The organism is Streptomyces sp. NPDC005402 (assembly GCF_040606575.1).
In the GTDB taxonomy this organism is placed as follows: Bacteria; Actinomycetota; Actinomycetes; order Streptomycetales; family Streptomycetaceae; genus Streptomyces.
In genome coordinates this window covers 658100-677517 of sequence record NZ_JBEXFB010000001.1, presented here as the reverse complement: position 1 = coordinate 677517, position 19418 = coordinate 658100, and the positions used below count along the sequence as shown (strand labels likewise).

Genomic DNA, 19418 nt, shown 5'->3' with positions numbered 1-19418 from the left:
TGCACCGGTGTGGAGGTCCGCACAAAAGGCACATCCCTGTCCGTGCCGGAGGGTGATGTGCGCCTTGGAGGTCACGGCGGGGGCGGGTCGCGCCGCAGGCCGGCCGGGCCTCGGGGTTCCGGCAGAACCTGCCAGGAAACGTGTCGGCCCTACCCCGTGGGGGTCATGAGCACCAAGGACGAGGTGCGGAAGTTCTTGATCTCCCGCCGCGCGAACATCACGCCGCAGCGGGCCGGCCTTCCTGCGGGGAGCGGCGCGTGCCGGGCCCGAGCCGTGAGGTGGTTGTGATGCTCGCCGGTGTCAGCGTCGACCTCATCGCGGGTGAGGGCCACAGGCATGACACCCGCCTGCAGGGCAGGTGCTTCGCCGGGGGCGCCGCAGCGGTTGCACACTGGCCATCCGAAGGCACTTGCCCAAGCGTCCGCTTCACCCTGGAGTCGGCCACCGCCCTGGTCGAGCGGCTGCGCGGCGGCGTTGGGCACCTGCTGCACCGCGGCTCTCCCTGTGGCGCTCCGGCCCCAGCGGCAAGCTGCCGGTCTCTAGGCCACGGGCACCCCGCCGGGGTCAGGGAGCACGGCGGCATCCACAAGGCCCGATCGCCCGGATGCTGACGGAGGAAACCCCCTCCGGGGGCCAGGTGACCACATCCCTGCACCCCGGCCACATCGACGGCCCTTGATCGCCGCAACGCTGCCGGGCCCGATCAACTCGGTGGGCACCTACGACCCCGCCGTCCGGTACGCCCTCTCGGCCGGGTAGCCGCTGCAGATCCCCGGCATCGGTGTCGAGCCGATGCACCGCGTGCACGCCGACGATGTCGCGCAAGGCTTTGAGCGAGTGATCGAGCACCGGTAGGCGGCCGCGCGGGCGAAGTCTTCAATGTCGTCGCCCCGACCGCCCTGAACGTCCGCAGCTTCGCTGAGATCGCGGCCGGCTGGTTCGAGCGGCCACTTCTGGAGTCCGTGACGTGGGAGCACCTCTACCGCAGCCACTGCCTCACCATCGAGAAGGCCAGGACCCTCATCGACTACGCGCCGCGCCACGAACCGGAGACCGCCGTGCTCTAGTCCGTGTAGTGGCTGATCGGCCATGACGAACTGAAGGTGCTCGCCCGCTCGTCGCCTGATCGGAATCGACGCTCCGCAGCAGGACCCCGCGCACGGGAGAAGCGTTGGCCGGCCGTTGACGACGGCTTCGGCCTGGTCGCGGCGCTCGCGCAGGTCCCAGTACCGGGGGCGCGATCTGCTCGGGGATGGCGGACGGAAGCCCTTGGGGTCGTCCTCGCCTATCCACGTGCCGATTGCCACGTGCGCGACGTAGACACCGCTGCCGGCCGGCTCGTTGTGCAGGTTGACCACTCAGTTGCACAGGGCACCGCCCGCAGTCGGCGAGCACGGGGACGTGCATCGTTTCGGAAGCAGCTCGCGGAAGGCCCCCTGGAAACCGCTCAGGCGTTCAGGGGGCGTTCCGGCAGGCCGGGAAATCCGGGGCTCTGGTCAGACTGCGGTCTTGCGGCCGACGGTCTCGGCCAGCCGGCCGGCCTGCTCGTGGGCTTCGGCCAGGGACGCCTCGTGGAGCGGGATGAGCGGGGCCATGGCCGGGTTGTGGGGCGCCAGGGTCAGCTCGGGAGTCACCGTGGTCAGATCGAGGCCCAGGGTGTGGGGGTCGCCCAGGACGGTTTCCAGGTAGGGCACGAGGTGGTCCTTGCCGTGGTTGGGGGTGCCGGGAGCGTAGCCGCCGCCGCGTGCGGAGATCAGTACGGCCGGGCGGCCCGCGGTGGCGGGACCGTTGACGAAGTCCAGGGTGTGGCCCTGGGCCATGATCTGGTCCAGCCATGCCTTGAACGACGAGGGCATCGAGTAGTTGTACATCGGCACCGTGAACAGGTAGGCGCCGGCGCCGAGGAACTCGTCGATGAGCTCCTGCTGGACCGCCGCGGCCTTGGCCTCCTCCGGGGTGTGCCGGGCGGGGTCGGTGATCCGGGCGGTGATGCCCGCCGCGCTCAGGTGGGGCACGGGCGAGAGGGCGAGGTCGCGGTGGACGACCGGGCCGTCCCACTGGGTGCGGAAGGACTGGGCGACCTGGCGGGATATGGAGGCGTCGCCCAGGGAAGAGGCGTCGATGTGCAGCAGGTAGGACATAGTGGTGCCTTTCGGTATGGCTGTGCACAAGATCGGATCGGAGGGGTGACGCTGGGGCCGTGGCCGGACATCCGTGCTGTTCGATGCAGCTGTCGGCATGACGGGCAGGCGGGCGACCCGCGTTCACGGCGACGGGCTCGCGTCATCGCGGAGCCCCGAGCGGGGTGTGCCGTAGCGGACTCGGCCGGATGGGCCTGTCGCGCCGGGCCTGACAGATCGGGGCGGCAACGACCCCCGGCGTGCAGGCCCGGGCAGGAGCGACCGCATCCAGCGTCCGGGACCAGTGGTGTGCGTGAGATCGCCGGAGCGGGGTGTTGCGCGGCCCGTTCTGCTGTGACCGCGGACGCCCGCACGGCGGGTCGGTCAGGTGTGGGCGGGGTGGTCGGCCGGGACCGCGCAGCCGTCCGGGCCGCAGACCCCCGCATCGCCCTCGAGCAGCTGGACGGCGGGATGCGCTTCCGCCCAGACCTTGCGCAGGACGCTGAGCAGCCTGTCGGTGTCCTGCGCGCCCGGGACGGCGTACCGGCCGTCGACCACGATGAACGGCGCCCCGGTGGCGCCCAGTCGCTGAGCCTGCCCTGCCTCCTCCTGCACCTGCTGCCGGAAGCGGCCCTCCGTGAGCACCTGCCGGGTCTTCTCACGGTCCAGACCGAGCTCGTCGGCCAGATCGAGCAGGTCACCGAGCCCGAAGACGGAGCGGCCCTGCCGGAAGTACGCCCGGAAGATCGCGTCCCACGCGGCGCGGTTCTTCCCTTCGGCCGAGGCGTGGGCCAGGAACGCGTGGGCCAGCCTCGTGTTGCCGACCTGGTTGTCCAGGACGATGTAGGGGCTCAGGCCCTCCTTCTCGGCCAGCGCCTCGATCGCGCGGGTCGTCGCCTGAATCTGGGCCTCGCCCATACCGTGCCGCTGCACCAGGGCCTCACGCGCGGTGAGGGTGCTGCCGACGGGGAAGCTGTCGCTGATGGGGAACGAGCGGTGGATCACCTCCACCTCGTCGCCGTGCTCGAACTGCTCCACGGCCTGGTCCAGGCGGTGGCTGCCCAGACCGCACCAGGGGCAGGTGACCTCGGCCCAGATCTCGATCTTCATGGCGCACCTCCGATTCCTACTGTTTGTGCGTAGCGCCATGATGGACCAGTATGGAAGCGCGTACAAAAGGCACATCCGTGTCTGTGGCAGAGGGGAATGTGTGTCATGGAGGTCACGGCCAAGACGGGTTCCGCCGCAAGCAGGGGGCCGTGTGCCGGCATCCCGGCCGAGCAGATGGACTTCATCCGGCAGGTGCTGGAACGTGTCGGCGACAAGTGGAGCGTGCTGGTGATCGCCGTACTGGAGGCCGGCCCGCTGCGCTACACCGAACTGCAGCACCAGGTCCCCGGCATCTCCCAGCGCATGCTCACCCTCACCCTGCGCCAGCTCGTGCAGGACGGTCTGGTGACACGGACCGCTTATGCGGAGGTGCCGCCTCGCGTGGAGTACGCTCTCACCCCGCTCAGCCGCAGCCTCAACGACATCCTCAAGTCCCTGCTCACCTGGGCCGCCGAACACCACGACGAGATCCGGGAGCATCGGGCCGCCGCCGCGACCGCGGCTGCGCGTTCCTGACCGCTGACAGGCCGAAGCAACGGCCAACACAGGTGGGCCATTTGAGTGCTCAGAGTGTGTTGAGGTCGGGTGGCCTCGGGCAGCCAGCACCGTCATGCCAGCGCAGCGCCGACGTCCTCCGGTGCGATCACCGGCCAGTGTCCGCCGACCGAAACTAGGCAGCTTCCAGGGAGTGTGTGAATCTGCTCCGCCAGCCTGATTAAAGCGCATCAATCACTGGGCCACCGAGTGGTTGGGCGGGCTGCCGGATCGTCGGCCTCAGGACATCGCGACCGCCTCCTACGGTTGCTGCGGAACACGGACCACGAGCCGCTGCACATCCGTCAGGCCGCGCTCACCGGCACGGCGGCAGGTTTTCAGCGCCGTTCAGCGCCAGATGAGGGGCGTCATGTGTGCCCGCTCCTGTACAGCGGAGGCGTCGCGGTGTGGCGCCTCCGCCGTACGTCGTCGTGAGCGTGCTGGGCGCGTTACGCCGCCCTGTGCGGGATCGGCCCGTGTGGACGGAGGCCGCGGTCAGCCCATGTGGACGGGCGCCGTGCCCTCGGTGTGTTCCTGCTTGCCCGCGTTGATGGCCAGGAACGTGACCGCCAGTCCGCCCAGGAACATGGCACCCGAGGCGATGAAGGCCATGGTGTAGCCGTGGGTCAGCGCGTCGGCCGCCTTCGCGACCAAGGGGAGGTCCTTGGTGGCGTGGCCCCTGAAGAGGGACGAAGCGGCATCGGGCAGCTTGTCGTTCGCGGCCGAGGTGGAGATGGTCGACAGGACCGCGAGACCGAGTGCCCCCGCCGATCTGCTGGGCGGTGTTCAGGAGCGCCGAGGCCATACCGGTGTCCTGGTGGTCCACCCCGCTCACCGCTCCCAGCGTCATCGGGACGAAGCTCAGGCCGAGCCCGACCGCGGTGACGAACATCGCCGGCAGCAGATGTCCGGCGTAGGAGGAGCCGGGCTCCAGATTGGCGAACCAGAGCATGCCGCCCGCGCCGACCAGCAGGCCCGGTCCGGCGATCAGCCGGGGAGACAGGCGGGTGACCAGCTTGGAGCTCAGGCCGGCGGCGGTCCCCATGCCGATCGTGAAGGGCAGGAAGGCGCAGCCGGTCCTGATGGCGCTGTAGCCGAGGATCAGCTGCATGTAGAGCGTCAGGAAGTAGAACATGGCGAACAGGCCCGCACCGATGAACAGCATCGTGCCGAAACTGCCGGAGCGGTTGCGGTCCTTGAACAGCCGCAGCGGCATCATCGGCTCGGCGGTGCGCACCTCGATGACGAGGAACGCCGCCAGGAGTACGGCGGCCGTCGCGAAGGACGCCAGCGTCAGCCCGTTCGTCCAGCCGTGCTCGCCGCCGCGTGTGATGCCGTAGACGAGCGCGATCAGACCGCCGGTGCCGGTGATGGCGCCGGGGACGTCCAGGCGGCCGGAGTGTCGCTCGGCCTCGACGAGGGACTTCGTGCCGGCGAGGACGGCCAGGCCGAGGGGGATGTTGACGAAGAACACCCAGCGCCAGTCGAGCGCGTCGGTCAGCACGCCGCCCAGCAGCAGGCCGACGGTGGCGCCGACGCCCGCCATGGCCGCGTACACGCCCATGGCGGTGTTGCGTGACTTGCCGGCCGGGAAGGTCGTGGTGATCAGGGCCAGCGAGTTGGGCGCGGCGAGGGCGGCGCCGATGCCCTGGAGGATGCGGGCGCCGATTAGCATGCTCTCGTTCGGGGCGAGGCCGCCCAGCAGCGAGGCGATCGTGAAGACAACGATGCCCACCTGAAAGATGCGCCGTCGGCCGAAGAGGTCACCCGCTTTGCCGCCGAGGAGCATCAGCCCGCCGAAGGCCAGGGCGTAGGAGTTGACGATCCACGCCAGGTTGGCGTTGCTGACGCCCAGGTCGGTCTGGATGGCGGGCAGGGCGATGTTGGTGATCGTGGCGTCGAGGATCACCATCAGCTGGGCCGTGGCGATCACGAAGAGCGCCAAGCCCAGACGCCGCCCGCCCGGGGGAGCCCCGGACACGTCGGTACCCGGCCGGCTGGGGGGGGCATGGTGGTGCTGTCGGCAGTCACGGGAGAACTCCAAGGGGTCGGCGGCACGTCGTCGAGTGCCGTGCGGGGAGGAACCGTCGCTCGCGGTGGCACGCGGGGGCGCCGATCCGAGGGGGCGATGCCGCTCAGCCGGGGCTGCTCTTGCCGTGCTTCCAGTAGCCGAGGAAGGAGATGTCGGACTTCGGGACGCCCTGGTCCTTGACCAGATGGCGCCGCAGGCCGGTGGGAAGGCCGCTCTCGCCCGCCACCCAGCAGTAGACGCGCTGCCCTGGGAGGAGCTTCCAGGAGGACCTGACCGTCTTCAGGGCCAGCTGTCCCGGGACGCCGGTGTGGTCGTCGCGGGGCAGCCAGTGAACGGTGACGCCGGCGGGTGCCGGGACGGGTCGGATGTCCCTGGCGGTGGGAACTTCGAGGTAGGCGTGCCCGGTGAGATCGGGCGGTGACTGTTCCAGGATCGACAGCAGGGCTGGTACGGCGCTCTCGTCGCCGACGAGCAGGTGGGACTGGACGGCCGGGGTGGGAAGGTAGCCGATTCCTTCGGGGAACAGCCCGACCGGGTCGCCGGGGCTGGCATGCAGGGCGAACGCGGAGGCGGGGCCGGCATCGGCGTGGTCGCCGTGGAGGACGAACTCGATGTCCATCTCGCATGCGTCGGGGCGGAACGCGCGCACGGTGTAGAGGCGCACGCAGGGGCGGACGGCCGGCCGCATGAGCATGAACTGGGCCAGCCAGCCGTTGTGCGAGGCGGTCGGCATGGCGAGTTCCCGCTGGCCGTCGCGACGGAAGAAGAACCGGCAGGACTGGTCGAACCCCATGGGTTCGAAGTCGGCCAGGTCGGGGCCCTGGAGGGTGAGGGTGACGAAGCTCGGGCTGGTGCGTTCGGTGCGGGCGACCGTGGCACGGAGCATCCTGCGCCGGGTCGGTGACTCGTGTCGGGGCATGGTGGAGCTCCCGGTGGGGTGGGTCAGGCGGGGTGGGTGAAGGCGGGGAGGAGGATTTCGTCCGTCAGACGTTCGAGGAACGCGTCGGTGACGGGGACGTTTGCCACGAGAATCCGATTGAGCAGCACGCCCTGCGCCAGTTCGCTGAGCCAGGACGGGTCCACCCCGGAGCGCAGCTCACCGCGGTCCTGGGCGCGGTCCATGACCTCCTCCCACATGCCGTCGAGGGGCTGGGCGAGCTGCCGTTCGGTCGCCTCGCGCAGGTCCGCGTCACGGCGGCCGGCGTCCACGAGGTTGCGCAGCATCGCGCCGTCCCGCTTGAGCCAGTTACTGACCAGCCGCAGCGCCTCCAGCACGTCGGCGCGGAAACCGCCCTGGTCGGACACGGTGAAGGAGAAGTCCACCCGACGGCGTACGGCGTCGATGACCAGCTCGTGCTTGGTCGGCCAGCGTCGGTAGAGGGTCGTCTTGGACACGCCCGCCCTGGCCGCCATGGCGTCGAACGTCAGCCGGTCGAAGCCGACCTCGCTGAGAAGCTCCACGGCGACGGTGAGGATGCGGCGTTCTCGTTCTCTGACCTTCGCTCGGGATTGCACAGTACGAAACTGTAGCGTACCACTTTGATTAGGCAACCCTTATTAAACCGGTAAGGGTGGGTCGGCCACTCGTCGGGCGCACCGGAGGCCTTCCGGGTCGAAGAGCCTCCGGTGCGGTTACTCCCGGTTGGCCGGGGTCCGTCTCCGTGGCGTCGGACCTGGGCGGTCCATATGACGCTAGAGCGTCACGACCGGCTCGCCGTCGAGGAAGATCGCGTGCGTGTTGTAGAACGCGTCGAGACCCTCGGGGCCGAGTTCGCGCCCGTAACCCGACTGCTTGACGCCGCCGAACGGCACCCCGAGATCGATGGTGATGCCGTTGTTGATCGAGACCGTGCCGCTGTTGATCTTGCGGGCGACATCGAGCGCGTGCTGCTCGTCGGCGCTGAAGACGGCGGCGTTGAGCCCGAACTCGGTGTCGTTGGCCAGCCGGATCGCCTCGGCCTCGTCCTCGTCGCGGTAGGTGAGCACCGCGGTCACCGGGCCGAAGATCTCCTCCTGTGCGACACGGGAGTCAGGCGTCACGTCGGTGATGATGGTCGGCAGGACGTAGTAGCCCTTGTCGAAGCCGGGCGCGCGGCCACCGCCGACGGCGAACGTCGCACCTTCCTGCCGGGCCGTCTCGAAGAAGCCGAGGACCTTCTCGTAGTGCGCCTTGTTGATCATCGGGCCGACCGTCGCGTCCGGGTCGGTCGGATCCCCGACCTTGACACCCGCGAACGATGCGGCCAGCGCCCCGACGATCTCGTCCTTGCGGCTCTCCGGAACGATCAGCCGGCTCGGGTTCGTGCACACGGCGCCGTTGTTGTTGCAGACGTTGATCGTGAGCGTGTAGACGATCCGGTCGAGATCCGCGTCGGGAAGGATCACCGCCGGGGACTTGCCGCCGAGTTCGAGGGTGACCTGCTTGAGGGTGGGCGCCGCGGCCGCGGCGATCGCGCGCCCGACGCCTGTCGATCCGGTGAACGTCACCTTGTCCACGCCCGGGTGGCTGACGAGTTCCTGGCTCTGCTCGGGACCGGCGGTGAGGACGTTGATCACACCGGCGGGCAGGCCGACCTTGAGTGCGGCGTCCGCGACGTAGCCGGCGCTCAGCGGTGAGAAGTCGGACGGCTTCATGATGATCGTGCAGCCGGCCAGGAGAGCGGGGGGAAGCTTGAACGCGGCAAGGCCGAGCGGCGCGTTCCACGGCACGATCGCGGCCACGACACCGACGGGCCGCTTCTCGATGTGCGCGGTGGCGCCGGTCAGGCCGGTGCGGACCTCGTGGAGTTCGGTCGAGTCGGCGAGGCTCGCGTAGTAGCGCAGCAGGCCGGCGAAGGCCAGCGGGTTGCCGCGGGCGGCGCCGAGGACCAGCCCGGTCTCGGCCGTCACCACTTCGGTGATGGCGTCCGCGTGCCGCTCGATCTCGTCGGCGAGCGCGAGCATGTAGTCGGCCCGCTCCTTCACGGACAGCCGGGGCCAGGGCCCCTCGTCGAAGGCGGTCCGCGCGGCCCGCACCGCGGCATCCACGTCGGCACTCGACGCCAGTGCGACCCTGCCGAACTCCTCTTCCGTCGCCGGGTTGACCAGCGACTGGGAGCGACCGTCCGCGCTCGGACGCCACTCGTTGCCGATGAACAGGTCCCGCTCGACCACGGGGGCTGACTGATCCTGAAGTGCCATGGAGAACTCCTCTTTCTCTCTGCGCGTCCCGTGTGGAAGGCGCAGGTCTGACGCTCGTCCACCGGTGAGCTGCGAGGAAGGTCCGCTCCTACCTGGGTCCGGCAGGGCCAGGCAGGGCGGCCGGCGGCGGCGTACCGTCGATGAGGTGGAGGCGACCATCGGGAAGTTCCTGCGAAACCGACGTGGGCACATCACGCCAGGTCGCCCTGCTCGCCGGAGTCAGCCCGGACTACTACCAACGCCTGGAGCAGGGGCGGACCGCGCAGGTCTCCGACCAGGTGCTCGACGATGTCGCGCAGGCGCTCTCCCTCTCGGACGTGGAGACCGAGCACCTTCGCAACCTGGCCCGCCCACGTCAACGCGCTCACAGGAATGGCAGTCCGTACGGTTGCTGGGCGCCCGACGGCCCTACCTGTAGGGGCTCGTCTCCTGGGAGTCGTGGCAGAAGTAGCGCGAGGCGATCACGGCCTACTACAGGGCGCAGCCCTACTGGGGCTGCCTCATCGGCTCGATGGTCAACAAGCTTGTCGGGAGCCGCGACCAGGTCGCCGCGGCAGCCCAGAACGCGATGGCCGACTGGCAGCGCCTGCTCCAGACCGGGGTGGAGCGCATGATCGCCGCGGGCCTGCTCGGGACCCGACACCGACCCTCTGAGGCTCGCACGCTCGATTCTCGCCATCCTGCAGGGCGGGCCGGCGATCACATGACCAAGTCGACCTGTGCCGAAGGGCCGCTCCTCGACGCGCTCGACACGATCTTCCTCACCCTGCGAGAACACGCCGTAGATCCCCCACGCTGAGGGCGGCAGTCGAAACGGCTCGTCGAGCCACGCTCAGGGGGTTGCCGAACTCGTCTCTTCGTCAGACTTCGGTCCTGCGGCAGGGACACCCTGACCGGCCGGGTCGGGTCGGTCGGCAACCCTGGTCAGCAGAATCCCGAGGGCCTCAGCCGTGACTGCGGCATGCAGGTGACCGATGAGCGGCCGGACTACCGACCGACGGTACGCCGGCGTTGGCCACTCGTGGCGTAGAGCTGGTCGAGATCGTGGTTGAGGGTCACGTCGGCGCGGACCGCGACCCGGAAGGGCCCAGCCTGGCGACCGCGAGGTCACGCTCGGCCTTCCGGCGGCCGACAAGGTAGACGGTGGCGCCCTCGGCGACGAAACGCTCGGCAGCGCCCAGCCCCAGTCCGTTGGAGCCCCCGGTGAGGACCACCGTGCGCCCCTCGAATCTCTACTTCGCGACCAGGCTCTTGTCACTCATGGTCGGGGACCGAGACGATCCGGCCTCGGAGCCCGCCCGCGGCGAGGGCGTGGTGGGCATCGGCGATCTGCTCCAGCGGATAGGTCTTCGCCACCCGCAGGCTGATCAGACCGGCGCCCGCGTAGGCCGCCAGCTTGGCCAGGCGCCCGGCGTCGGTGTGCCACGCCAGATTGGTCATCCGCACCTCGCGGCGCGACTGGGGCGCGGAGTTGAGCAGCGACACGAACGCACCGCCGTGCCGTACGGCGTCCACCGCCCCGGCGGCCAGGTTGGCCGCGTCGACCGCGCCGTCCACGCCCCCGGGCACCAGCCGGCGCACCGTGGGCACCAGGTCGTCGTCGCGCGAGACGAAAAGCTGCGCACCTGCCTCCAGGACGAGCTTCTCGTCGGCCGGTCCGGCCTGGGCGATCACGTTCAGCCCCCGCAGCCGCGCGAGTTCGACCGTGAAGAGCCCCACCCCGCCGGCGGCGCCCGACACCAGCAGCCACTGCCCCGGCTCCAGGGCCAGCGCGTCCAGCGCCTGGTCGGCCGTGGTCGCGTTCAGCCCGACCGTGGCCAAGGGCACCAGGTCTGTTCCATCCGGCGCCGGGGCGAGTTCCCACTCTTCCAGTACGACGTACTCGGCCTGCGTGCCCAACGGCCGGTCCAGTCGCTCCTGCGTGCCGAGCACTGAGTCTCCGACGGCGAATCGGGTGACGCCCTCGCCGAGCGCGGCGACCGTGCCGGCCACATCCGTGCCGAGGCCGAACTGCGGGCGTGCCGCTGTGGCGCCGTACTGAACGATGAGCCCCGTGCGCACCATGACATCGGCGAAGTTGACCGTAGCGGCGGCCACCTTGACCAGTACCTCTCCGGGCCCCGGTTCGGGCGTCGCCACCTCGACGACCTCGATCGCCTCGGGACCGCCGAACTCCCTGACTACTGCTGCACGCATCTGTCCTGTCCTTCTCTCCGCGCATCCCGTGTGGAAGACGCAGGTCTGACGCTCTTCCACCGGCGAGCTGCGAGGAAGGTCCGCTCCTACCTGGGTCCAGCAGGGCCAGGCAGGACTGCCGGCGGCGGCGTACCGTCGATGGGATGGAGACGACCATCGGTGAGTTCCTGCGAACCCGACGCGAGCGCATCACGCCTGAACAGGCGGGGCTGCCCCCCAGCCTCACGCGGCGGCGGGTACCGGGACTGCGACGCGAGGAGGTTGCCCTGCTCGCCGGAGTCAGCCCGGACTACTACCAACGCCTGGAGCAGGGGCGGACCGCGCAGGTCTCCGACCAGGTGCTCGACGCTGTCGCGCAGGCGCTCTCCCTCTCGGACGTGGAGACCGAACACCTTCGCAACCTGGCCCGCCCGCATCGAACCGACGCCCAGGCGAGAACCAAGCGAGATGCAGCGAGAGTGATACCCGACGAGCCGCTGGTCCGGCTGCTGGAAGCTATGGGGGACGCACCCGCGGTGCTGCTCGGCGCCCGCCTCGACATCCTGGCGGCCAACGCCGCGGCCGAGGCCGTGTTCGACGTGAGCGGCATGCCGCAGCCCCGCAACGCAGCACGACAGCTGTTCCTGCACCCAGAGTCCCGAGCTCGGTACGCGAACTGGGAGGCGATCGCCGCGGAGACGGTCGCCCAGCTGCGCCTGCTCACTGGCCGCCGACCCGACGACGCCAAACTGGCAGCACTGGTCGGTGAGCTGGCCATCCGCAGCGAACCGTTTCGGCGGCTGTGGGCGACCGGCGACGTACGGGAGAAGCGGCTGGGCGTCACCCGTATCGTGCACCCGGTCGTCGGCACGCTCGAGTTCGAATACCACATGCTCACCGTGCCCGCCCGCCCCGATCGCTCACTGCTCACATACCTGCCGCAGCCCGGCTCACCGACGGCTGAGAGCCTCAGGATGCTGCTGAGCTGGGTTGCCGACCAACCCGACCTGGCCGGTCAGGAAGTTCCCGCCGCAGCACCGGAGTCCGACGGAGGGGCGAGCCCGGCAACCGCATGAGCGTCCGTTGGGCCTGGTTCGAGGACGTCCTGTCACGGAGACAGCTGCTGAGGCTCCGCCCCGACTGCCGGGGCGGAGCCTCTACGCATTGGAAGGGAAATCCGCTGCTCGCCTTTCGGGAGTTGTTGCCGAGCTGGGAGGACGGCCGCTGTGTCTGCCTAACGCCTCCTTCCAGGACGCGTTCTGGACGCAGGTTGGACACAAGGATCGGGAAAGACTGACAAGGGCCGGGAAGGACTGAGGGGTCAAACCGCGTCTGACCTGGGAAAACGGCCAAGATGAGCATAGATCGACAAGGGCTGGCAAGATCCTCAAAGGACTCATAATCCGTCGGCCGTGGGTTCGAGTCCCACCCGCCCCACTTCGGCAGGGCTCTGACCTGCGGAAACGTTCATTTTGTCCTGTCGGATCGTCAACTTTGCCTGAACGGACTGAATCCGCTGCTCGTGGGTTTGGAGTCCGGCGGCGGTTGGGGGAGTTCCAACCCGTCTGACCTGCGGCTGAGTAGATGATCGAGGGTGTCACTCGCGTCCCGGCGACTGCCGTGGGGGCCGATGTAGAGACCCAGGGGCCGTACAGGGGCCGGGGCGGCGCGGGCGTCGGCCCCGGAGGGCCGTCGGCGGGCCAATTCCCGAAGGGTCCGCCCGGTGAGCCGGCCGGGGCCGCACAGCAGGTCTGAAGGGGCTGTCGCTGTCAACTGGCATCCCCTTTCCGTGGACATGGTCCTCGGCGGTCCATGAGCCGATCATGCCCGTGTGAGGACATCGCAGACCGGTGAGTCAGTTCTGTGGTGGGCCGTGGACGCGGTCCTGCGCTAACGGTGCGGCCGTGAGGAGTTCGTGCGCGGCGCGTCCCTGAGCAGTTGATCTGCGTCCGCCTCGATGCTTGGCAGGGTGTCGGAGTCGGCGTCGAAGCCGACAATGACGGGAACGACGTGGGACCGTCCTTGCGGCGTGACGTTTCTGGCCCGGGTAGACACGCTCTCGTTCTCGCTGAACGCGGAGGCCGTCACGATACTTCCGCGAGGCTCCCTGCAGGATGCGCTTGACCGGGACCTGGAGCTTCGCGCCGGTGATGGTGTGCGGGACCGCGCCTTGATCTTTCTCTGCACCGCGTCAATCGAGCGGGCGCTTCCGGTGTGTCGTCAGACGGCCTTCAGGAGCCGACGGGGCAACAGATTGAGCTATGAGAACCCCCGGCGAAGGGTCTATGGGGCGATCGACTTCGACTCTTCGCCGGGGGTTCTCGTCTGGTCAGCTCACGCCGCGCCGATGTGTCTTTGCTGCTGCCTCAGCCGGTGAGCTGCATCTGCATCTGCAGTTGTAGCAGCTCCTCGACGTGCCGGACCTCGACGATCCGGCCGTCGACCACCCGCGCGAGAGCGATGCCGGAGCAGGTCACGTCACGGCCGGTCGCGGGCAGTCCGAACCAAGGGCCGGTGTGGGTCGCTGTGACCACCCACTGGGAGACGACCCAGCCGTCGTCGGTCTCGGCCTGGTAGACGATCTCGTGGTGAGGGTTGGTGAACCCGTCGCGCATGGCAGCGACCATCCCCTTCATCCCCTCGATCGCCGAGGGAGCCCCTGCGGGCAGGTTGTGGTCGACGAGATCGGGCGAGACCAGGGTGTCCACTGCATCGATATCGCCCGCGTCGAAGGCGGCGAACAGGCGGGTAGGGACATCGCGGGCGGAAGTGGGTTGGCTGTTCATCAGGGGTTTTCCTCTCACCTCGGTGTGACGGCTCTCGAAGTCGGTCAGGCTGTGGGGTTGGTGGGGTAGAAGGCGTTGATCTCGGCCAGGACGCGGTCGGGTGCTTCGTGGAGGAGGAAGTGTCCGGCGCCGGGGACGTCGGCGGAGGTGGCGTGGGGGGCGGCGTCCTGGAGGGGCGGCAGGACCATGTCGGCGAGGCCGGACTGGGTGATCATGCGGACCGGGATGGTCAGCGGGGTCTCCTGGAGTTTGGTGTTGTCGGCCTCGTCCTGGATCTCGGTCCGGTAGAGCTCGAAGCCGGCGTGCAGGACCTGGGGGCGGGAGTACAGCCGCACGAACTCGGCCAGTTCATCGGCGGAGATGTTCTCGCCGGCGGTCTTCATCCCCTCAAAGAAGTGGGTGAGGAAGGTCTCGACCCGGCCGGTGACCAGTTCCTCCGCGAGGGGACGCTGCTTGTTGAAGGAGAAGTGCCAGAACATCGACTCGATGGCGGCGAACTTCAGGTTCTTGCCGGTCAGGCCGTAGTCCATGAGGAACAGGCCCGACACCTGCTCGCGGTACTGGGCGGCCAGTGGATAGGCGACGCTGACGCCGAAGTCGTGGGCGACGACCTGCACGTTCTCGCGGTGGCCGAGGTGGTCGAGCAGCTTGTGGACGTAGGTGGCCAGGACCGTCTTGGCCCTGGAGGGCGGGTTCCCGGTCGAGTCGCCCAGGCCCGGCAGGTCGATGGCGATGACGGTGCGGCCGGGCAGCAGCGAGGGCAGGATCTGGCGGTACTCGTACCAGCTCTGCGGCCAGCCGTGGAGCAGCACCATGACCTGCGGGCCGTCGCCGCCGATGACGTAGTGCATCTGTACGTCGTCGATGGTGGTGAAGCCGTGTCGGAAGAGCTCGTTGAACTCGGCGTCGTTCTTGGTCGCCGCGTCGTAGCCGGGGCTGAGCGGCTCCTCCGACCCGACGGCCGGGCCGGTCGTGGAGGCTGTGGTGGAAGCGTTCATTATGGTGCGTCCTTTGTGGTGGTGGGTGCCGTTGTGCGCGGCGCTGCGGCTGGAGGCCGACGGCCTCCGCCGGTCGAGAACTCTGCGTGGAGCGCGAGCCCCGGGACGTTCAGGGGCAGTGCGGCCGCCCGGGGTGGGCGGTCAGACGGCGATGCCGCCGTCGACGTTCCAGCTGGTGCCGGTGATGAAATGGGCTTCGGGGCCGGCGAGGTAGGCGACGGCGCTGGCGATGTCGGCGGGCTGGGCGAAGTGGTCGAGTGGCATGAGCTGCTTCAGGGATTCCGCATACGGGCCGGAGTCAGGGGTCATGTCCGTAGTGGTGGGGCCGGGTTGCACGTTGTTGACGGTGATGCCGTGCGGACCGAGTTCGCGGGCCAGGCCGCGGGTGAGGCCGGCGACGGCGGCCTTGGTCAGGGCGTAGACGGTGGCGCCGGGGAAGGGGACGCGGTCGACGATGACGCTGCCGATGGTGATGATGCGACCCCCTTGGCCGAGGTGGGGAGCGGCGGCCTGGACGGCGCTGAACACGCCCCGGACGTTGACCGCGATCATCCGGTCGAACTCCTCCAGCGGGTAGTCCTCGATCGGCACCATGTGGGCGACGCCGGCGTTGTTGACGAGGATGTCCAGTGCGCCGAAGTGCTGTGCGGTGCGGCTGACCGCGGCCCGGACGGCGTCGTGGTCCGCGCTGTCCGCTTGCACGGCCAGGGCGCCCGTCGCCTCTGCCACGGCGTCGGCCTGGTCCTTGGCGTTGGCGTAGGTGAAGGCGACCTGGGCGCCGTCGGCGGTCAGACGGCGCACGATCGCGGCACCGATGCCCCGGGAGCCGCCCGTGACCAGGGCGGTTTTGCCTTCGAGGAGTCACATGCCGGACTGGGTGGTGCCGGGGGCGAGCTGGGTGCTCATAAGAGGGGTCTCCGATGTCAGCGTCACTTCATTTACGAACCGAACCGCTCGGTTACTATATGCGCGATGACACTAACCTGAGCAACCACGGGAGTCATTCCGTAGCGGCGAACTTTTTCTCAAGGAGGCTTCGATGCCCAGCACGGGACGGCCCCGGTCCTTCGACACCGACGAGGCGCTGGAGGTGGCGATGCGGGTGTTCTGGGCCGAGGGTTACGAGGGTGCCTCGCTCGCCGCGCTGACCGAGGCCATGGGGATCAACCGGCGCAGCATCTACGCCGCCTACGGCAACAAGGAGGAGCTGTTCCGCAAGGCCGTCGACCGCTATGTGCAGGGCCCGGGAGCCTTTGTGGCCCCGGCACTTGAGCTGCCCACCGCCCGGCAGGTGGCCGAGGCGATGCTGCACGGAGGCGTGGAGGCCCACACCGCGCCCGGCTGCCCGCGCGGCTGCCTGCTGGTGCAGTCCGCGCTGGCCGCCGGGCCGGAAAGCGAACCGGTCCGCCGCGACCTGGCCGAACGCCGCGAGGCCGGAGTAGCCGCCCTGCGGAAACGGTTCGAACAAGCCCAGGCCGAGGGTGACCTGCCACTCACCGCCGACCCGGAAACCCTCGCCCGCTATGTGCACACCGTCGGGCAGGGCCTCGCCGTACAGGCCGCCGGCGGCGCCAGCCGAGAAGACATGCACCGCGTCGCCGACCAGGCGCTCAGCACCTGGCCGAGCTCGTGAATCAGCAAGTTGAAGTTTTGTTGCCGAGTCAGGCGATGAGACCTGCGTCCTTGGCTGATCCGACTGGCGCGTTGCGATCCAGGTCCATGCATAGTCCGGTGGGCAAATCACCCTTTGGCGTTAGGGATGATGCTCCGCCCCGGGAGCAAGGGGTGGAGCATCATCTCGTCGGTAATGGACTCCGCTGTGCGTAGATTCCATCCTCTTGGCTGACCGGCCGGGCCGGTCCCGCGGCTGCCATTATGACACCAGTGGTGTATGCTGTCAGTGTAATAAATTGCAGATGGGGCGCATGCATGGCTTGGAAGATTGTCGTGGTCGAGCCGGCTCTTTCGTGGCTTCACGGCCTGCGCCGTACTGACCGCGACACCCTGATCCAGGTCAGCCAGGCTGTCACTGCCCTTCAGGAGGAAGGCCCCGCGCTGGGTCGCCCTCTGGTGGATACGATCAAGGGGTCGGTGCTACCGAACCTCAAGGAACTCCGCCCCGGCTCGGCAGGGGCCACGGAAGTACGCTTGCTGTTCGTGTTCGACCCGGACCGCCAGGCCGTGATCCTGGTCGGCGGCGACAAGGCGGGCAACTGGTCCGGCTGGTACCGCGTCGCTGTGCCCCAGGCGGAGCAGGCGTACGCCGAGCATCTGAAGCGAATCGACGGAGAGGACGGGGCACGATGACTGATCACCTCAAGGACCCGCAGGCCGTCTCCTGGGGGGACCTGGCCGAGGATTTCGCCTTCACTGATGCCGAAAAGGACCAGATCCAGAAGGGGGCGCAGGCGATGGTCCTGGCCTCCCGCGTGCACCGCCTCGCAGAGTTGCGGAAGCGGCAGCACACCACACAGGTCCAGGTCGCCGAAGCCATGGGTGTCACCCAGGCCCGTGTCTCGCGCATCGAGAAGGGCCAGTTGGAGCGCAGCGAGGTCGACACCCTCGCCGCCTACGTCAAGGCGCTCGGCGGCAAGCTGAAGATCGTCGCTGACTTCGGTGATGAGAGCTACGTCCTCGGCTGACCCGATCGGCGCGCCGCTACCCAGGTCGATGCGCAGCCAGGTGGACGGGATCGCATCTGACGTCAGGGATGATGCTCCACCCCGGGTCTGGGATGGAGCATCATCGCGTCGGTAAGAGACTCCGCTGCGCGAAGGGTCCAGCCCCTCGGCTGTGCTGGGCGGACGCGGCTGCTGCTGTGGTATGCGTCCAACTCGGCGACCCCCAGGGGCCATTGAGGGGCCACAAGGACAGGAACAGACCGACAAGCACTGCACGGGACTGACACGGATCAGCACGTCTGACCTGCAAGAACGGCGTGAATCGGCAATGATCGGCAAGGGCCGCCAAGATCCCCAATGGACTCATAATCCGTCGGCCGTGGGTTCGAGTCCCACCCGCCCCACCTGTGCACGCCTCTGACCTGCGGAAACGTTCATTTTGTCCTGTCGGATCGTCAACTTTGCCTGAACGGACTGAATCCGCTGCTCGTGGGTTTGGGGTCGGGTAGTGGTCGAGGAGTTGCAGCCCTTCTGACCTGCGGTGGAGCAGATGATCGAGGCCGTCACTCGGGGTCCGGGCGGCTGGCTTGAGGTCGATGACGAAACCCAGGGGCCGTACGGGGGCCGGGGCGGCGCAGTCGGGTCCTGGCCGACGGTGTCTCCGAGGTGATTCGCTGTCCGCAATCACCTGTCGTGTGGGCAGGAGATCGACATCCCATTGCGGCCAGTCGAATACCGGGTCGGCAGCGAGGGCGGTGCGGATGCCGGTACATCTGTCTGGTTCGCGGTCGCGTGCTGGGGAACTGCCCGAAGAGAAAACGGCCCTGCGGGGGTCGTCATCGGCCTCACCGATCTGTATGAGGACACGGCAGACGAGGGGGTTCGACTCCCCTAGGCTCCACTTGCTTGCACCCCTTACCTGAGGAAACGCAGGTCAGTGGGGTGCTTCCTCGGCGGATCCCCTGGGTTCACGTGGAGTCTCCTCGCGGACGCGAAAGCCCAGGCACCCGGACAGCATCACCAACCCCGCCCGCGCGGGACTTCACGGCGCGGGAACGGGACACGGCCTCATCGGCATGCGCGAGCGCGCGGACGCCGTCCACGGCACCCTCACCACGGCCATGCGCCCCGACGGCACCTTCCGCGTCCACGCCACCCTTCCCCTGCACCCGCCAAGGACGACAGCCTGTGACCCTGCGCATCCTCCTCGCCGACGACCAGGCCCTCCTGCGCGGCACCTTCCGCCTCCCTATCGACACCGAGCCCGGCATGGAGGTCGTAGCCGAAGCAGGCAGTGGCCGTGAGGCTGTCGAACTCGCCTGCACCCACCGCGCCGATGTCATCGTGATGGACATCCGCATGCCCGAGATGGACGGCCCGGCGGCCACCCGCTTCATCAGTGCGGACGAGGGCCTGGCCGGGGTGAAGATCCTCACTCTCACCACCTTCGAGGAGGACGAGTTCGTCGCCCAGGCCCTGCACGCCGGCGCCAGCGGATTCCTCGGCAAGGGCATCGACCCGGCGGGCCTGCTCAAGGCCATCCGGATCGTCGCGGCCGGGGAGGCCCTCCTCTCACCGGCCGCCACCAAGGCCCTCATGTCCCGTTACCTCACCCAGCCGACCGCCGTCATCCTCGAGCACCTGCTCACCCGCCTGGCCACCCTGACTCCGAGGGAATGCGAGGTGATGACCCTGGTCGCCACGGGGCTGGCCAACGGCAAGATCGCCGAGCACCTCTTCATCACCCCCTTCACGGTCAAGACCCACACCAACCGTGCCATGGCCAAACTCGGCGCCCGCGACCGTGCCCAACTCGTCGTGGCTTACCAGACGGGCATTGCCTCCATCGGTCCCTCATAACG

General features: G+C 68.8%; 18 protein-coding genes and 3 pseudogenes. 10 read left to right on the top strand and 11 right to left on the bottom strand.

What is annotated here, in order from left to right; genetic code table 11:
- Positions 1-165: 165 nt before the first annotated feature.
- Positions 166-311, top strand: a pseudogene (locus ABZT02_RS03045) (transcriptional regulator); the annotation flags it as partial.
- A gap of 1185 nt (positions 312-1496) precedes the next feature.
- Here ABZT02_RS03045 and ABZT02_RS03040 read toward each other — a convergent pair.
- Both ABZT02_RS03040 and ABZT02_RS03035 read right to left on the bottom strand, forming a co-directional pair.
- Positions 1497-2141: an NAD(P)H-dependent oxidoreductase gene (locus ABZT02_RS03040; protein ID WP_356013578.1), complete on the bottom strand. Its 645-nt coding sequence runs from the start codon at positions 2139-2141 to the stop codon at positions 1497-1499.
- A 363-nt stretch (positions 2142-2504) separates the two neighbouring features.
- On the bottom strand, positions 2505-3230 hold the full coding sequence (locus ABZT02_RS03035; RefSeq protein ID WP_356013576.1) for a DsbA family oxidoreductase: 726 nt from the start codon (positions 3228-3230) through the stop codon (positions 2505-2507).
- A 105-nt stretch (positions 3231-3335) separates the two neighbouring features.
- On the opposite strand from ABZT02_RS03035, the gene ABZT02_RS03030 reads away from it, so the two are divergent.
- A complete protein-coding gene (locus ABZT02_RS03030) occupies positions 3336-3746 on the top strand; it encodes a helix-turn-helix domain-containing protein (RefSeq protein ID WP_356013574.1) in 411 nt (136 codons plus the stop codon).
- A gap of 334 nt (positions 3747-4080) precedes the next feature.
- On the opposite strand, the gene ABZT02_RS03025 is transcribed toward ABZT02_RS03030, so the two are convergent.
- The 4 genes from ABZT02_RS03025 to ABZT02_RS03010 all read right to left on the bottom strand — a co-directional run bounded on the left by ABZT02_RS03025 (position 4081) and on the right by ABZT02_RS03010 (position 8976).
- Positions 4081-5709 carry an MFS transporter gene (locus ABZT02_RS03025; protein WP_356013571.1) on the bottom strand — a complete coding sequence of 543 codons (1629 nt, stop codon included), beginning with the start codon at positions 5707-5709 and terminating at the stop codon, positions 4081-4083.
- 190 nt (positions 5710-5899) lie between these two features.
- Entirely contained in the window at positions 5900-6715 is an 816-nt protein-coding gene (locus ABZT02_RS03020) for a siderophore-interacting protein (protein ID WP_356013570.1), read from the bottom strand.
- 23 nt (positions 6716-6738) lie between these two features.
- Entirely contained in the window at positions 6739-7311 is a 573-nt protein-coding gene (locus tag ABZT02_RS03015; RefSeq protein ID WP_356013568.1) for a TetR/AcrR family transcriptional regulator, read from the bottom strand.
- 177 nt (positions 7312-7488) lie between these two features.
- Positions 7489-8976: an aldehyde dehydrogenase gene (locus ABZT02_RS03010; RefSeq protein WP_356013566.1), complete on the bottom strand. Its 1488-nt coding sequence runs from the start codon at positions 8974-8976 to the stop codon at positions 7489-7491.
- A 140-nt stretch (positions 8977-9116) separates the two neighbouring features.
- On the opposite strand from ABZT02_RS03010, the pseudogene ABZT02_RS03005 reads away from it, so the two are divergent.
- Both ABZT02_RS03005 and ABZT02_RS03000 read left to right on the top strand, forming a co-directional pair.
- A pseudogene (locus ABZT02_RS03005) lies at positions 9117-9335 on the top strand (helix-turn-helix transcriptional regulator); the annotation flags it as partial.
- A 152-nt stretch (positions 9336-9487) separates the two neighbouring features.
- Positions 9488-9775 (top strand): hypothetical protein, encoded by a 288-nt coding sequence (locus tag ABZT02_RS03000; protein ID WP_356013703.1) that lies wholly within the window; start codon positions 9488-9490, stop codon positions 9773-9775.
- Positions 9776-10031: 256 nt separating this feature from the next.
- Here ABZT02_RS03000 and ABZT02_RS02995 read toward each other — a convergent pair whose 3' ends face one another.
- Both ABZT02_RS02995 and ABZT02_RS02990 read right to left on the bottom strand, forming a co-directional pair.
- The gene (locus tag ABZT02_RS02995) at positions 10032-10190 is read right to left on the bottom strand and encodes an SDR family NAD(P)-dependent oxidoreductase (RefSeq protein ID WP_356013564.1); all 159 of its coding nucleotides are present in this window, start codon (positions 10188-10190) and stop codon (positions 10032-10034) included.
- Between the two features lie 40 nt (positions 10191-10230).
- Positions 10231-11172 (bottom strand): NADP-dependent oxidoreductase, encoded by a 942-nt coding sequence (locus tag ABZT02_RS02990; protein WP_356013562.1) that lies wholly within the window; start codon positions 11170-11172, stop codon positions 10231-10233.
- Positions 11173-11315: 143 nt separating this feature from the next.
- Between ABZT02_RS02990 and ABZT02_RS02985 the strand changes: the two genes are divergently transcribed.
- Positions 11316-12227 (top strand): helix-turn-helix transcriptional regulator, encoded by a 912-nt coding sequence (locus ABZT02_RS02985; protein WP_356013560.1) that lies wholly within the window; start codon positions 11316-11318, stop codon positions 12225-12227.
- Positions 12228-13517: 1290 nt separating this feature from the next.
- On the opposite strand, the gene ABZT02_RS02980 is transcribed toward ABZT02_RS02985, so the two are convergent.
- The 3 genes from ABZT02_RS02980 to ABZT02_RS02970 form a co-directional block, all read right to left on the bottom strand.
- Positions 13518-13937: an ester cyclase gene (locus ABZT02_RS02980; RefSeq protein WP_356013558.1), complete on the bottom strand. Its 420-nt coding sequence runs from the start codon at positions 13935-13937 to the stop codon at positions 13518-13520.
- 44 nt (positions 13938-13981) lie between these two features.
- The gene (locus ABZT02_RS02975; RefSeq protein WP_356013557.1) at positions 13982-14935 is read right to left on the bottom strand and encodes an alpha/beta hydrolase; all 954 of its coding nucleotides are present in this window, start codon (positions 14933-14935) and stop codon (positions 13982-13984) included.
- A 141-nt stretch (positions 14936-15076) separates the two neighbouring features.
- On the bottom strand, positions 15077-15775 hold the full coding sequence (locus tag ABZT02_RS02970; protein WP_356013697.1) for a 3-oxoacyl-ACP reductase family protein: 699 nt from the start codon (positions 15773-15775) through the stop codon (positions 15077-15079).
- Positions 15776-15974: 199 nt separating this feature from the next.
- On the opposite strand from ABZT02_RS02970, the gene ABZT02_RS02965 reads away from it, so the two are divergent.
- From ABZT02_RS02965 to ABZT02_RS02945, 5 genes and pseudogenes are all read left to right on the top strand, one after another.
- The gene (locus tag ABZT02_RS02965) at positions 15975-16568 is read left to right on the top strand and encodes a TetR/AcrR family transcriptional regulator (protein ID WP_356013555.1); all 594 of its coding nucleotides are present in this window, start codon (positions 15975-15977) and stop codon (positions 16566-16568) included.
- Between the two features lie 296 nt (positions 16569-16864).
- The gene (locus tag ABZT02_RS02960; RefSeq protein WP_328771811.1) at positions 16865-17242 is read left to right on the top strand and encodes a type II toxin-antitoxin system RelE/ParE family toxin; all 378 of its coding nucleotides are present in this window, start codon (positions 16865-16867) and stop codon (positions 17240-17242) included.
- A complete protein-coding gene (locus tag ABZT02_RS02955) occupies positions 17239-17577 on the top strand; it encodes an XRE family transcriptional regulator (RefSeq protein WP_104780727.1) in 339 nt (112 codons plus the stop codon). Before ABZT02_RS02960 ends, ABZT02_RS02955 begins: the two co-directional genes overlap by 4 nt.
- Before the next feature lie 1031 nt (positions 17578-18608).
- Positions 18609-18860 (top strand): annotated as a pseudogene (locus tag ABZT02_RS02950) (histidine kinase); the annotation flags it as partial.
- On the top strand, positions 18745-19416 hold the full coding sequence (locus ABZT02_RS02945) for a response regulator transcription factor (protein ID WP_356013553.1): 672 nt from the start codon (positions 18745-18747) through the stop codon (positions 19414-19416). The pseudogene ABZT02_RS02950 and the gene ABZT02_RS02945, both read left to right, overlap by 116 nt.
- The last annotated feature ends 2 nt before the right edge of the window (positions 19417-19418 follow it).